Source organism: Aestuariivivens sp. NBU2969, assembly GCF_019931125.1.
GTDB classification, from domain to species: Bacteria; Bacteroidota; Bacteroidia; order Flavobacteriales; family Flavobacteriaceae; genus Aestuariivivens; species Aestuariivivens marinum.
The window spans coordinates 170,235-184,958 of sequence record NZ_JAIOUU010000003.1 but is presented as its reverse complement, the minus strand read 5'-3'; the positions used below and the strand labels follow the sequence as shown (position 1 = coordinate 184,958).

The 14,724-nt window shown below is 32.1% G+C and carries 15 protein-coding genes; all 15 read left to right on the top strand.

Features of this window, described 5'->3' with window-relative positions:
• Nucleotides 1-4: 4 nt before the first annotated feature.
• From K7G79_RS03825 to K7G79_RS03755, 15 genes are read left to right on the top strand one after another with little or no spacing between them, the layout of a single operon-like run.
• Nucleotides 5-1,267, top strand: a complete 1,263-nt coding sequence (locus K7G79_RS03825; RefSeq protein WP_223549316.1) for an ABC transporter ATP-binding protein — start codon at nucleotides 5-7, stop codon at nucleotides 1,265-1,267.
• Nucleotides 1,264-2,331, top strand: a complete 1,068-nt coding sequence (locus K7G79_RS03820; protein ID WP_223549314.1) for a DegT/DnrJ/EryC1/StrS aminotransferase family protein — start codon at nucleotides 1,264-1,266, stop codon at nucleotides 2,329-2,331. Before K7G79_RS03825 ends, K7G79_RS03820 begins: the two co-directional genes overlap by 4 nt.
• A complete protein-coding gene (locus tag K7G79_RS03815; protein ID WP_223549312.1) occupies nucleotides 2,328-3,434 on the top strand; it encodes an ATP-grasp domain-containing protein in 1,107 nt (368 codons plus the stop codon). The genes K7G79_RS03820 and K7G79_RS03815 overlap by 4 nt, the downstream gene beginning before the upstream one ends.
• Complete coding sequence (locus tag K7G79_RS03810) at nucleotides 3,427-4,203, top strand: class I SAM-dependent methyltransferase (protein WP_223549310.1); 777 nt, start codon at nucleotides 3,427-3,429, stop codon at nucleotides 4,201-4,203. Before K7G79_RS03815 ends, K7G79_RS03810 begins: the two co-directional genes overlap by 8 nt.
• A complete protein-coding gene (locus K7G79_RS03805) occupies nucleotides 4,190-5,053 on the top strand; it encodes a glycosyltransferase (protein WP_223549308.1) in 864 nt (287 codons plus the stop codon). The genes K7G79_RS03810 and K7G79_RS03805 overlap by 14 nt, the downstream gene beginning before the upstream one ends.
• Before the next feature lie 8 nt (nucleotides 5,054-5,061).
• Nucleotides 5,062-5,925 carry a beta-1,6-N-acetylglucosaminyltransferase gene (locus K7G79_RS03800; protein WP_223549307.1) on the top strand — a complete coding sequence of 288 codons (864 nt, stop codon included), beginning with the start codon at nucleotides 5,062-5,064 and terminating at the stop codon, nucleotides 5,923-5,925.
• 6 nt (nucleotides 5,926-5,931) lie between these two features.
• The gene (locus K7G79_RS03795) at nucleotides 5,932-6,960 is read left to right on the top strand and encodes a glycosyltransferase family 2 protein (RefSeq protein ID WP_223549304.1); all 1,029 of its coding nucleotides are present in this window, start codon (nucleotides 5,932-5,934) and stop codon (nucleotides 6,958-6,960) included.
• Nucleotides 6,961-6,994: 34 nt separating this feature from the next.
• Nucleotides 6,995-8,203 (top strand): glycosyltransferase, encoded by a 1,209-nt coding sequence (locus K7G79_RS03790; RefSeq protein ID WP_223549302.1) that lies wholly within the window; start codon nucleotides 6,995-6,997, stop codon nucleotides 8,201-8,203.
• 11 nt (nucleotides 8,204-8,214) lie between these two features.
• A complete protein-coding gene (locus K7G79_RS03785) occupies nucleotides 8,215-9,279 on the top strand; it encodes a hypothetical protein (RefSeq protein WP_223549300.1) in 1,065 nt (354 codons plus the stop codon).
• A 60-nt stretch (nucleotides 9,280-9,339) separates the two neighbouring features.
• Nucleotides 9,340-10,302, top strand: coding sequence for a glycosyltransferase family 2 protein (locus K7G79_RS03780; RefSeq protein ID WP_223549298.1), 963 nt, complete (start codon nucleotides 9,340-9,342; stop codon nucleotides 10,300-10,302).
• Nucleotides 10,299-11,477 carry a glycosyltransferase family 4 protein gene (locus K7G79_RS03775; RefSeq protein WP_223549296.1) on the top strand — a complete coding sequence of 393 codons (1,179 nt, stop codon included), beginning with the start codon at nucleotides 10,299-10,301 and terminating at the stop codon, nucleotides 11,475-11,477. The genes K7G79_RS03780 and K7G79_RS03775 overlap by 4 nt, the downstream gene beginning before the upstream one ends.
• Nucleotides 11,470-12,309 carry a glycosyltransferase family A protein gene (locus tag K7G79_RS03770; RefSeq protein ID WP_223549294.1) on the top strand — a complete coding sequence of 280 codons (840 nt, stop codon included), beginning with the start codon at nucleotides 11,470-11,472 and terminating at the stop codon, nucleotides 12,307-12,309. Before K7G79_RS03775 ends, K7G79_RS03770 begins: the two co-directional genes overlap by 8 nt.
• The gene (locus tag K7G79_RS03765) at nucleotides 12,306-13,220 is read left to right on the top strand and encodes a glycosyltransferase family 2 protein (RefSeq protein ID WP_223549292.1); all 915 of its coding nucleotides are present in this window, start codon (nucleotides 12,306-12,308) and stop codon (nucleotides 13,218-13,220) included. The genes K7G79_RS03770 and K7G79_RS03765 overlap by 4 nt, the downstream gene beginning before the upstream one ends.
• Nucleotides 13,221-13,224: 4 nt before the next feature.
• Nucleotides 13,225-13,995, top strand: coding sequence for a class I SAM-dependent methyltransferase (locus K7G79_RS03760; RefSeq protein WP_223549290.1), 771 nt, complete (start codon nucleotides 13,225-13,227; stop codon nucleotides 13,993-13,995).
• A 10-nt stretch (nucleotides 13,996-14,005) separates the two neighbouring features.
• Nucleotides 14,006-14,722 (top strand): methyltransferase domain-containing protein, encoded by a 717-nt coding sequence (locus K7G79_RS03755; protein WP_223549288.1) that lies wholly within the window; start codon nucleotides 14,006-14,008, stop codon nucleotides 14,720-14,722.
• Nucleotides 14,723-14,724 lie beyond the last annotated feature (2 nt).

Below are 14,724 nucleotides of genomic sequence, written 5' to 3'. Positions count from 1 at the left end.
GAAAATGGGTGTTATTTTAAAAGTTGAAAATATAAGTAAGCAGTATCGATTAGGTTTAATTGGTAGTGGTGCATTGGGTGATGACTTAAAACGCTGGTGGTATAAAGTTAGGGGTAAGGAAGATCCGTTTTTAAAGGTAGGAGAGCTTAATGATAGGAGTACAAAAGGAGATAGCCAGTATGTTTGGGCGATTAAGGATATCAATTTTGAGGTACAGGAAGGCGAGGTTTTAGGGATTATAGGAAAAAATGGTGCTGGCAAATCTACTTTGTTAAAAATATTATCCCGAGTAACTGGCCCAACAACAGGCAACATAAAAACAAAAGGGCGTATAGCCTCCTTGTTAGAAGTAGGCACAGGCTTCCATCCCGAACTAACAGGTAGGGAGAACATTTATTTGAACGGAGCCATTTTGGGAATGACCAAAGTAGAAATAAAGGGTAAAGAAGATGAGATAATTGCGTTTTCGGGTTGTGAACGTTATATTGACACCCCAGTTAAGAGATATTCTTCAGGGATGCGGGTTCGGTTGGCTTTTGCGGTTGCCGCTTTTTTAGAACCTGATATTTTGGTTATTGACGAGGTGTTGGCAGTTGGCGATGCCGAATTTCAAAAAAAAGCCATTGGTAAAATGCAAGACATTAGTAAAGGTGATGGGCGAACAGTACTATTTGTTAGTCATAATATGGCTGCAGTAAAAAGCTTGTGTACCAGGGGTATGGTTTTGCGACAAGGGAAAATTGCTTTTATGGGTGATACTACTGAAGCAGTAAGCTTTTATTTGAAAGATGGTTTTGAGTTGGAAAATAAAAAGATATTTGATGACCTTTATGATAATGATCTATTTATTTTGCACGAGATTATTGCCAAGGGTCAAAATAAAACTGAAAGCGCCTTAATATTGGAAGATGATGCTCTAGAATTGGTCACTTGTATTACTATTAAATCTTCGTGCCCAGAACAATATCATGTCACTTATCATTTATTTAATGAGTTAGGAGAGCCACTGTTTTCATTTTCAAGTGGAAGTATTGACCTCCTTAAAGGATATAATCGATTACATTGTAGTTTCCCAAAATCGTTTTTACGCTCTGGACAGTATTTTTTGTCTTTTTTTGTTGTTGAAAACAAAAGAAAAGCTGTTTTTATTGAAAAGGATATTATGAGTTTTACTGTTGTTGATGCTAAAAGGGATTTAGGGGTTTATATGGGTAAAGAACCGGGCTATATTAAACCTCAATTAACATGGCAAAACTTTACTGAATGATTCCTGTTACCAAAACATATTTACCTCCTCAAGACGATTACCAAGCCATTTTAGAGAAGGCTTGGAATACAGGATGGCTGACCAATAGAGGTATATTGGTAAAAGAGTTAGAAACCAAGTTAAATGTTTATTTGGGAACGCAGCATATTTTGGCCACTGCCAATGGTACTTTATCTTTGCAAATTGCCATAAAAGCTCTTGGTTTAAAAGGTGAGGTTATTACAACTCCCTTTAGTTATGTGGCTACTACTTCCAGTATTTTTTGGGAAGGCTGTATTCCTGTATTTGTAGATATCCACCCAGAATATTTAACCATAGATGAGTCCAAGATTGAAGACGCTATTACGGATAAAACAACGGCTATTTTAGCTACTCACGTATTTGGAAACCCATGCCATGTAGAGGCTATCGATAAAATCGCAAAAAAATATAACCTTAAGGTTATTTACGATGGTGCCCACGCTTTTGGGGTAACCTATAAAGGGCAATCAATTTTTAATTATGGTGATGTAAGTACCTGTAGTTTTCATGCCACTAAACTGTTCCATACAGGGGAAGGAGGTGCCTTGTTTTCGCAGAATACTAAATTGTATGAAAAACTGTTTGATTATCATAATTTTGGTCATCATGGCCAAGAGGACATTAAAGGTTTGGGAACAAATGCCAAAATGAGTGAGTTACAAGCAGCTATGGGACTTGCCTTACTTCCAAATATGGCAAAAATATTAGATACAAGGATTAATTGTGTTGAAATTTATAATGATATCTTAAAGGGTTCAAATGTAAAAGCATTAAAAATTAGGGAAGGGACTCAATGGAACTATAGTTATTATCCTATAGTATTTGAGACAGAAACCCAATTACTAGAATCAAAAAAAGTTTTAAATGAAAATAATGTTTTTCCTAGACGTTATTTTTATCCGAGTTTAAATAAACTTCCTTATGTAACTAAACAAGAGGTACGTGTTTCGGAATCTATATCAAAGAGAATTTTGTGTTTACCTTTATATGTAGGTTTAAAAAAAGCTGACATAACAGCTATTTGTAATATAGTTAGACTATGAGTAAGCCTATAATCTTAATTTTCTCAGGATTTAATGAAAGAGCGGTTGTTTCTTTTATAAGAACTCTTGAAAAGAACAAGTTGGATTATATTGTTGTCGCAAAATCTTTTGATGATTTTATCTTTTTTACCACTTATAAAAATAAAGTTATTGCTATTAGAGATGATTTAAGTTTAGATTTAGATGTCATTAAGAAATATATATGTTTAGTAAGGCAAAAAGTAAAGACTACTCATATCTTCATTGCTCCATCAACAGAGGCTCTAAACCGTTTTTTGTTAAAAGAAAGAAGTCGGCTAGAAGCTATGAAAGTTATTGTGCCTCTTACTAAAAAATCATTATATGATATAATTTCAGATAAATACAGTTTTGGAGTTGTTTGCAAAGAAAATGGAATATCTATTCCTAAAGAATTCTATACAATTGAAAATATAGATTATCCATTTGTAGCTAAGCCTAAGAAGTATTTTTCAAAAGGAGGAAAGACCTTTTCACCTCAACTCATATTTAATGAAAGTGAAAAGGTTTATTTTGTGGAAAACTATCCCATTGACGATTTTTATTTTCAAGAGTTTATTGAAGGGGATAGCCATTATTTGCTATATTACTTTAGTAGAAATAAAGTGATATATAAATTTTCACAAAAAAATATAGTGCAGCAATCAGGCGGAAAGTCAATAGTAGCTGCTACTTCGTCTGATTTTCATTTTTCAGATGAATCAAAAAAATACGAAGCTTTATTTTTATCTCTGAATTTCAGGGGGTTGGTTATGGTTGAAGTTAAACAAAAAGAATTCAAAAATTATATGATTGAGGCAAATCCTAGATTTTGGGGGCCATCACAATTGTTTGTAGATGCAAATGCCAACTTATTTGAATCTTTTTTATTCGATTACCAGTTTCTTGACAAAGCACCAACATTTAACAATATAGCTAAAAATAAAAAGTATTTTTGGCATGGAGGGTTTATTAAAAGCATAAATGAACTAAATTCTTTAGTTTATTACAGCGATAAACGTTTTAGTATAACAGATTGGTTGGATTCTGATGTTTATAAGAGAGAGGACGCTTTAGAGTATTATAAAAAAGAAGTTGGTGGATAAGTTAGAAGCGATAAAATTGCTTTATGAAAGTGAAAGTAAGCATGCCTCTTATCAGGTGTTGTCTGATAGGCTAAGTAGGCTCATGCAATTGCCTAAAACCCCTGCTATATCCAGATATGAAAAGGAACGCTTAAACTTTATATTGCAGTATATTGAACCCATTAACAAGACCATTATTGATATTGGGGGCAACACAGGTTTTTTTTCTCATGAATTTTTAGAGGCAAATGCCCACCATGTTACTTATTTTGAAGGCAATAAAACACATGCCAAATTTGTTGATTTAGCCTCAAATATTTTAGGGTATCATGAAAAAATCGAAATTATTGGTGATTATTACACTTTCGAAAATAATAATGACACACATAAATTTGATGTTGGGTTACTATTAAATGTTTTGCATCATGTTGGTGATGACTATGGCAATAAAAATTACTCCATTATACAAGCAAAAGAAAAAATTATAAACCAACTTAATTTTTTAAGTTCAAGAGTAAGTACGCTTATTTTTCAATTGGGCTATAACTGGAAAGGAGATAAGGATAGGTGTTTGTTTAACAATGGGACAAAACAAGAGCAAATAGATTTTATAAAAGAGGGGATTGGTAAGTATTGGAATATTGAAACAATAGGTGTTGCCGTTGATAAAAAAGAGGTAATAGTGTATGAGCCCTTAAGCGAAAATAATATAGAACGTAATGATCGTTTGGGAGAGTTTTTGAATAGGCCTATTTTTATATTAAAAAACATTTGTCATGATAAAAACTAAGCCCTTGGTAAGCATATGTTGTATTACATATAATCATGAAAAATTTATTGAGGAGGCATTAGAGGGTTTTTTAATGCAAGAAACTAATTTTGAATATGAAATATTAATTCATGATGATGCTTCAACAGATAAAACCAAATCAATTATTGAATCTTATGTACTAAAACATCCTGAAGTAGTATTTCCCATTTTTCAAAAAGAAAATCAATATTCTCTTGGGGTTAGGGGAATTATGGCTCGATATAATTTTCCACGTGCCAAAGGCAAGTATGTTGCCTTATGCGAAGGCGACGATTATTGGACTGACCCCTTAAAATTGCAAAAACAGGTGGATTTTTTGGAAAAAAATAAAGAAATTAATATTTGCTTCCATAGCGCACAGGTTTTAAAAAACAATATACTAGATGCATATGAGATTCCAGAACCGTTTGAAACCAAAGCGTTTGAATATATAGAGTTATTAAAATACTATAATTTTATTGCAACGGCAAGTATTGTGTTTAGAAAACCAGAGGAATTAGAGTTGCCTAAATGGTACTATGAATTACCGTTTGGAGATTTAGGACTTTATAAAATAATATCCGATAATAAAAAAATACAGTGTATAAACGAGTTTATGAGCGTGTATCGTGTTCATCATGATGGTGTCTATTCTAAGCTTTCCCAAACCCAAGCTAGGTACCAGTTTTTAAGGTTTTATAAAACAATATTTAATGCATTGAACAAAAAAGAGAAAAGTATTGTAAAAGAGAAACTAAACCAGTTGTATTTAGATTTAGCTAGCTTGAGGTTTAGGAAATGGCCAAAGCTTCAAGTAGGTTATTATTGGTATCTTCGATTTAAGTTTTGATTTATTTTATGAAGCATGCCCTTTTAATTACTGCCTATAAAAATTTTGATCATTTGAAAGATGTCATTTCTTTTTTTGATAACAACTTTTGTGTCTATATCCATATTGATAGGAAAATTAAAGTAGAACCTTTTGATATTGACCAGTTAAAGGGGTTTGCTAATGTTAAGCTTATTTCAAGAAAGTATAGGGTTAATTGGGGCGGGATCAATCATTTAAAATGTATTTTACATCTAGCAGAACAAGCTCTGTTAAATAAGGAAATTAGTATGTTTCATTTAATTAGTGGCCATGATTATCCCATAAAGAATATCTCTTATTTTCTCAATATTGATACCAGAAAAAATTATTTAAATTATCATGAATTGCCATCTGAAAAATGGAAGGAAGGTGGTTTAAATCGGTTAATGTATTATAATTTTTACGACCTTATTGATGCCAAAAAGCACAGGGATTATATCTTTAAATTGATTGACTTCCAAAAAAAAATACATTTTAAACGACGACTTTCCAAAAGGCTTCCCAAGTTATTTGGTGGTGAGACTTGGTGGACCCTTAACAATAGTACTTTAAAATATGTTTTAGATTATACGAATGAAAACCCAAGATTTTTGAAGCGATTGCGACATACTTTTTGTTCAGAAGAAATTTATTTTCAGACCATTATTATGAATTCACCTTACGCTTTAACAGTGATTAATGACAGTTTGCGCTATATTGATTGGAATACCCGTAATGGGAACCATCCCGCCAATTTAGATGAGAGTGATTTGAAAAAAATAATAGCAAGCAATAAACTGTTTGCTAGAAAATTTGAGTTTCCTGTATCGCAAAAACTTAAGGATTGTTTATTGAAAACTTTTAACGATTAATGTCGTATGTCTCAAACCCCACTAGTAAGTGTTATTATGCCTGTTTACAACTGTGAGCTTTATGTAAAGGAGGCTGTTGAAAGTATATTGTATCAGACTTATGAGAATTTTGAGCTTATAATACTAGATGATGCATCAACAGATAATACGGTTAAAATTGTTTCTGAAATCAAGGATTCTAGAATTAAGTTTATTAAAAAGAACATTAATACAGGCTATACAACTAGCTTAAATTTAGGTGTTGAGCTAGCCAAGGGCAAGTATATTGCCCGAATGGATGGTGACGATGTTAGTTTGCCTGAACGATTTGAAAAACAAGTTGCATTTTTGGAGGAACAAAGCGATGTTGTTGTTTGTGGTGCTTGGTATATCTCTATTGGTACAGGTGTAATAAAACCATATCCAGAAATGCACGAGGCTAATAAGCTTAGGTTGTTGGAGGGTACTTGTTTTGCACATCCCACTATTATGTTAAGGAAATCTGTTTTAGTAGAAAATCAATTGAAATATGATGTTTTTAGTGAACCGGCAGAGGATTATGCTTTGTGGGTAGATTTATTACAATATGGTAGATTTTACAATTTACAAGAACCCTTACTAAAGTACCGTATTCATGATAAACAAGTCTCGCAAGAACGAAGAGCTGTACAAATAGAGAGTAAGCTTAAAACACGCATTCGATTATTCAAATATTTAAACATAACCTTTAGTGGAATTGAGCAGGATGTATGGAAAAAAGTATTTAAGGGTGAAAATTTGGATTTTAATGGGTTAAAGATTTTAATCAAAAAAAAGAAGCAGCTTTTTAGGGCTAATAAAACTTTAGTTTTTTTTGAAAACGATGGTTTAAAAGCTTATTTGAATACCTTAGAATATCAATCTGTAAAGTCCTATTTTTTGGATCGAGATCGATTTAATCTGCTAGTATATTTTGAGTATTTGAATTTATGTCATATTTCTTCTTTTAGATTTTCCATTAGAACCCATGTTATTTTTTTTATAAAATCATTATTATTCTTTCCTAACAAAAAATAGTATATTCACTACTTTAGCAACACATCATTATGTTATGAAAGTACTGTTTTGGTTAAATAAATTTCCAACCTTTTCGGAAACGTTTATTAGGGATCAAATAATTACTTTAATAATACAAGGTGTAGATGTGCTTATTTATACCAACCATAAAGGCATAAATCAAGAGGAAATAAAAGCTTTACAAGGGTTTGAGGCTTATGAGCTTCAAAAGAAGCTCATTGATATTGATGCATCTACACCAAAAAATAAGTTTTTAAGAGTAATGCTCTTTATTTGGATATTGGGGATAAAAGGGTTTAGGCATGAATATGGTAAATGTTATAGGCGGTCATTGGATTTTTCCAGTTTTAAAAAAATGAAGCAATCGTTACATACCTTCTTTAGGGTGCATTACCTTATAAAGCACCGTATTGATATCATACATGCCCATTATGGTACCAACGGTAATGAGGCTGCTGTCTTTAAAAAAGTGGGACTGCCCGTAAGGTTGTATACCACATTTCACGGTTATGATATCAGGTTAGGTATAAAAAAAGGGGGGGCAATCTATGCAGATCTATTTGAATTTGGCGATGGGATATTTGCAATATCAGATTTTAATTATTCAAGGTTGTTGTCATTTGGGGCATTAAAGGAAAGACTTTTTAAATTATCTAATGGTATAGATACTTCTTTTTATAAAAGGGAAAAAGCGATTTCTAAGGCGGGTGTCATAAATATCTTGACAGTTGCCAGATTGGTGGAAGAAAAGGCATTACATATAGCTATACATGCCATTTGTAAATTAATAGCGACAAGGACTAATTTAGAATTAAACTATATGATTATTGGTGAAGGTGCTGAGCGTTTAAAACTGGAAGATTTGATAGACAAGCTTGGCTTGGGCCATATTGTAAAACTGTTAGGAGCTAAGGACTCTGCGTATGTGGCAAAATTAATGGCGACTTCAGATTTATTTCTTTTGCCTAGTAAAGTAGAAGCTTTGCCGACTGTATTGCTGGAAGCTCAGGCTAGTGGGATGGTTGTGTTGGCAACTGATGTGGGAGGCGTAAAAGAAATAGTGCGAGGTGGGACTGTAGTGCCGCCTATGAACATTGATGGTTTTTGTAAAGGGCTTAGCATGTTGATAGACGAGCGAATGAACTGGGATGAGTATAGCCGATTGGGTAGAGAATATGTAGTTGCAAACCATGATATTTACAAACAAACAAAGCAGCTTGTTAATATTTATAAGGGTTATTAAAGAAAAAATACATGAGATTATTTCTTAAAGAAGTAGCATTGTTTTTAATTCCTTTTGTATTGCTGGCTTTAGTGGCCGAAATTCGTTACACGAAGTCTGGAGGGGATTTAAACCGTTTGGGGAAAATACCTTACCCTAAAGATTATAGAGATCAATTTCATGAAGCCTTTAATCAAGAAAAAAGGTATCATGAGTTCTCTGAGTTGCGTTTAGATACGGTGCGGCATGTAGATGTTTTGACCATAGGCGATTCTTTTTCCCAGCAAGGGGCTTATGGTTATCAAAATATTTTAGTTAGAGAACATGGTTTGAATGTTTTGAACTTTGATTATAAAACATTTAGGCTGGAAAATTATAAGCCTCTTCATTTTTTATTTCAAATGTTTAATAGTGATGTTTTTGACCATGTTAAGCCTGATTACATTGTTTTGCAAATTGTAGAAAGAGACATTCTAAGGCATTTGAATGATTTAAATGAAAATAAAGGTATAACAATGAATGTACTATTTGAGAAAAGAAAAGAGGAGTTGACTTTAAATGAGAAGTCCCAAAATAGTACTTTTAGAACGCGAATGAATGATATGGAGCTTTTTTATCGTTATGGTTTGTTGTATTGCTTTAATGATCGTGCTTTTGAATCTTCTGTATATAAAGTAAAATTATCTAAGCCTCTTTTTTCGGCAAACGAGGATATGCTTCTTTTTTATAATCGAGATATTAGTAATATGAATAATTACAGCAATGTTGAAAATGTTAAGCAATTTAATAACATTCTTAATCGATTAAGTATTGAACTTAAAGCCTTAGGTGTCGATTTAATCGTTATGCCATGTGCTGACAAGTATGACATATATTATGATTATATAGTTAATAACAGGCATAGGGAAAACCTTTTTTTTGAGAATTTAAAAGTGTTACCTAAAGACTATTTGTATATTGACACCAAGGCCGTATTAAAACCATATATTGATGATGGTGTAAAAGATGTGTATTTTGCGGATGATACGCATTGGTCGCCAACAGCTACTAAAATTATAGCTGTTAAAATTAAAAACACCTTGGATGAAAATGATTGAATTCTCTAAAAAATCAATTTGCTTAGATGGATTAGCTTTAATTTAGTAAAACACATACCTATGCCTCCAAAGGTTTCTATTATTATCCCAGTTTATAATAGGTTGCAATTAATAAAGCAAGCCTTAGATAGTGTTCTTGCACAAACCTACGGTTTGTGGGAATGTATTGTGGTAGATGATGGCTCAATGGATGGTACCATAAATATTTTAGAGTCTTACATTGATTTAGACAATAGGATAAAATATTTTGAAAGGAATAAATTGCCAAAAGGTGCCCCTACCTGTAGAAATATTGGTTTAAGACATGCCTGTGGAGAATATGTAATGTTTTTGGATAGTGATGATTATTTGATGCCTCACTGTTTAGAAAGGCGTTTGTTATTATTTGATCAAAATTTAGATAAAGATTTTTTAGTTTTTCCATTAGGTTTAAAAAAGATTGGATATATTGAAAAAATAAAATTACCCGTGAGTTCATCGTACCTAATTGATTTTTTAAAATTCAACTTACCTTGGTCGATTATGAATCCTATCTGGAAGGTTGAATTTATACAGCAATTGGGAGGTTTTACAGAGGGTTATCCTAGGTTTAATGATCCAGAGTTAATGATAAGGGCTTTATTGGAACCAAACGTTAAATTTAAAGTCTTTAATGATGCGGATTATGATACTGTTTATGTTCCTAGTAAGAATGATCCAAAAGTATTTAAAGATAAAGTTTACCAAAGTTTACTTTTTTTTATTCCGGACATATCTCGTCACCTTGATGTAAATGGAAAAAAGCCATATAAAAAGCATTTGGCCAATTATTTAAAACTTTGGTTTAAAGAAATTTATATTCCTCTACAAAGCAGTAAAATAAAAGAATCACTCGTGCTTATTAGGCTGTTTTACAAGTTTGGTATTATATCTTTTTGGAAACAAATATTACTAATTAAGAATCTTATGGGCTATTCTTTTGGTAATTTTATCTTGCAATATTTTAAAATTAAGTTAAGAGACAAGACTTTTTATAACTCATGAAGTCATTTTTTAACCGTGTAAATAATGGATTTAAGAAGTTGTTGCTTCTGTTGCAGTTGCTTCTATTTTTTGGATTACAAAAAAAGAAAGTAAAAAAGGCTAAGATTCTATTTTTTTTTCCTTTTTACCATACCGGTGGTGCAGAACGGATCCATTTACAAATTGTGCAATCTGTGTTGGATGTTACAAGCTTTGTTTTTTTTACCAAGATTTCGAACGATAGTAAATTTTATAAATGTTTTAAAGAGACAACTAATGTTGGCCAAATCCATAAGTTTATAAGGCATAACGGTTTGGTAAAAGCACTTTTTTTAAAATATCTTATTAAAAATATCAACTCAGCAGCTGTTGTTTTTGGATGTAATACAGAATTCTATTACGAATTATTACCTCTGTTAAGTAACAACATAAAGAAAATAGATCTTATTCATGCTTTCTCTTTTCCAGACTATGGCATTGAACAATTTAGTTTGCCTTATATTTCTTATTTGGGTAAGCGAATTGTTATAAATTCTAGGTCAAAGGAAGACCTTATACATCTTTATAAAGAGAATAACATTGATGATATTTACATAAAAAACATCGTAACAATAGAAAATGCTATTAAAAGTACTTTCAATAGTAAAAAAGAAAGGTTTAATACATTTAATGTGGGTTATGTAGGGCGTTGGGCAAAGGAAAAAAGACCAGAATTATTTATTAAAGTAGCCAATGCATTTTGCACAAAAAAATTAGAAGCCCAATTTTTAATGACAGGGTTTGATCCTTTAGATATTAGCAATAAAGATGAATTTAACATATCTTATAAAGGTATTTTAAATGATAAAAGCATGGTTTGCTTTTACAATGATATAGATGTTTTGTTGATCACATCCTACCGAGAAGGCATGCCATTGGCCGTGATAGAGGCAATGTTAATGGGAGTTGTGGTTATTTCCACAAACATTGGAAGTATTTTTGAACATGTGAAAAATGATGAAACAGGTTATATTATTGAAAATTTTTCAAATGAAAAATATATAGTAAGAGATATGATAGGCGCTTTAAATAAACTTTATCAAGATAGAGCTTTGCTAGAAAGATTATCCTTAAATTCACAACGATATGCCAAAGCAACGTTTAATATTAATACATTTAACCAAGCCTATAAAGACATTTTGTTAAAAAATGTATGATAAAAACCCTTTAGTATCAGTAATTGTGCCGTGTTTCAACCAAGCTGCGTTCTTGGATGATGCTTTACAGTCTGTTTTGGATCAGGTCTATACTAATTGGGAGTGCATTATAATTAATGATGGATCGACCGACAATACTAAAACGAAATCTGAGTACTGGACAAAGCTGGATGCACGATTTGGATATTTAGAGCAAGTCAATTATGGGGTAAGTACTGCTAGAAATAATGGTATTAAAACAGCAAAAGGCAGCTATATTTTGCCTTTGGATGCTGATGATAAAATAGGAAAGGACTATTTGCATCAAGCTGTTAAAGCATTTATTCAGAATAAGAATTTAAAATTAGTCTATTGCAAGGCAGCCAAGTTTGGTGCTATTTCGGGAGCATGGAACTTGAAGCCATTTTCACGGTTTAATCTTGCTATTAGCAATATTATATTTAGCAGTGCATTATTTAAAAGGGATGATTGGCAAAAGATAGGCGGTTATGATAAAAACATGACACAAGGTCTTGAGGATTGGGAATTTTGGATCCATTTGCTTAAATATGGTGGAGATGTGGTTCAGCTCAATAAAGTTGGTTTTTATTATAGGATAAAAGATGATTCCAGAAACCGTCAAGTAACTGCTAACGATAAGAAACTGCTAAAAGAATACTTAAGTGTAAAGCATGCCGACTTTTTTGTAGAACAATTGGGGTCGTTTCATGCTTATATGTATCAAGGTATAGAAGAGAATAAAAACTTAAAGAGTGAATTGCGCAGTAGAAAGCATGCGCTTAAAATTCTATTTTCTCCAATTATTAATTTTTTCAAGCTAAAAGGATTTTGAGTCTCGAAATACCATTTGCCTCAATTATTTTACCCGTATATAACGGGGAAAACACTTTGGCAGCCACTATGGAAAGTTTATTGAAGCAAACCTATTCCAAATTTGAACTATTAATTGGAATAGATGGAACAACCGATAATTCTAAAATCATTGCCCAGTCGTTTAAAGATCCTAGGATAAAAATTATAGAAAACCCTCGTAATTTAGGCTTAGCGAATAACTTAAATAAATTAATAAGCTTAATATCGCCACAGAGTGAATTTATCGCCATGGCCGAGCAGGACGATGTTTATGTGCCTGAGCGTTTACAATGGCAAGTGGAAGTGATGCTGCAACATCCACAGGTAGGATTGGTATCGGGTATTGCTGAATTTGTTGACTCAAAAAGAAAAACACTATTTCCCGGTATTTTGGTGTATGGAAAACAATTTCTCCAACAAGTAGAGCTGTTTAAGTATTTATATGTAAACCAGTTAAAAGTTGTAAATACTTGTATGATGATACGAAAGGCGGTGCATACAAACAATAATTTAGCTTTTAACAATACCTATGGCAATTTTAATGTAGATTGGGATTATGTTTTACGATTATCATTAGTAAGCCAAGTGTATGGTATTCCTAAAGTTTTAGTCCATATAAATAGACAAGTAGACCGTACATCTGTAACAACCAATAAATGGGGGCAATTTAAAGCCTCTAGAAAACTGATAAAAGATTTCAAAATACATTTCCCTGTTTTAATAACCCAAAAGGAGTATAGAGCAGCATTAAAAATATGCCGAAAAACTGAATTGGGTTACCGTAATAAATGGGGCATTTTAGTGTTTAGTATTTACTATTCTCTATTGTACTTGGATTTTGATTTTTTTAGATATTTAATATCCAAAGCAAAGCGTAAGCCAAAAAAATAAGCACATGTTAAAGCACTTAAAAAGACATATTACATATTTGGTAGTATCCTATAGGTTGGGAAAAACAATTTTAATCGATGATTTTCATTTAGAAGGCTCAAAAAAAACAGAGGAAGAAAAAAATAAAAAAATAAAGCGATTTGAAGTTATCAATTTTATTTTGAAGACTTTTAAAGAGGATACCACATATCTTGAAATTGGGGTTAGGGATCCAGAAGACAACTTTAACAAGATAATGGCTGTCAATAAATACAGTGTTGACCCAGGTATAGAGAATGTTAAAAATCCAGTTGATTTTAAATTAACCAGTGACTCTTTTTTTGATAATCTGGAACAGGGGCTGCTACTGTACAAAGAGATTAAGTTTCATGTGGTGTTTATTGATGGTATGCATAGGGCAAATCAAGTTGAAAGAGATATTGACAATGCATTAAAATATTTAACTGAGGACGGTTTTATTGTTTTGCATGATTGTAATCCGCCTACGGAATTTCATGCTAGGGAAAATTATGATTATAAATTATCCCCTGCACAACAGTATTGGAATGGTACGGTATGGAAAGCCTTTTTTAAGTTTAGGCAGCGTAATGATTATTATTCTTGTTGCATAGATTCAGATTGGGGGATTGGGGTTATCTCTAAATATGTTGATCTAGGCATCCCTACTGGAGTTAACAACCCTTTTTTTGAATACGCTATATTTAATAAAAAAAGAAAAGAGAGTTTAAACTTGATATCATTTGAGAAATTTAAATCTAAATTTAAAATATTTTAGAGAATTAAGAATGAATAAGATAAATTATATCCATACTAATGAACGCCACAATACAAAAGATGCTTTACAAGTGTTGCCGTATTTATTTCAATTGTTTAATCCTAAAAGTATATTGGATATTGGATGCGGTAATGGTAGTTGGCTTGCAGCAGCAAAGACATTAGAAGTGAATACTATTTTTGGAATAGATGGAGTTAGGGTTAATCATACCGATATGCTTATTGATGATCATGAGTTTCAACAACATGATTTAACTAAACCTATTAAATTGAATAAAGTGTTCGATTTGGTTTTAAGCTTGGAAGTGGCAGAGCACTTACCTGAAGAAGCTGCTGATGTTATAGTTGAAACTTTGTGTGACCATGGCGATATTATAATATTTTCGGCTGCTATCCCTAATCAAGGTGGTCAATATCATATAAACGAACAGTGGCCTAGTTATTGGCAGGCGAAGTTTGAGGCAAAGGGGTTTTATGCCTATGATATTTTGCGGGATAAATTTTGGAACAACGATGAGGTCTTCTGGTGGTACAAACAAAATATGGTGGTTTATATAAAATCTGAAACCTCCAAACAGTTTAAATTACAGAGAACTCACCATGTTAATGCTATGATACATCCAGAATTGTACCGTAAAAAAATTTTTAGACCTAAATATTATAAGCGTCCTGAACTATGGGTGTATTTAAAAATGTTTGTAAAAGCCTATATTAAAACCTTTAAATAAGT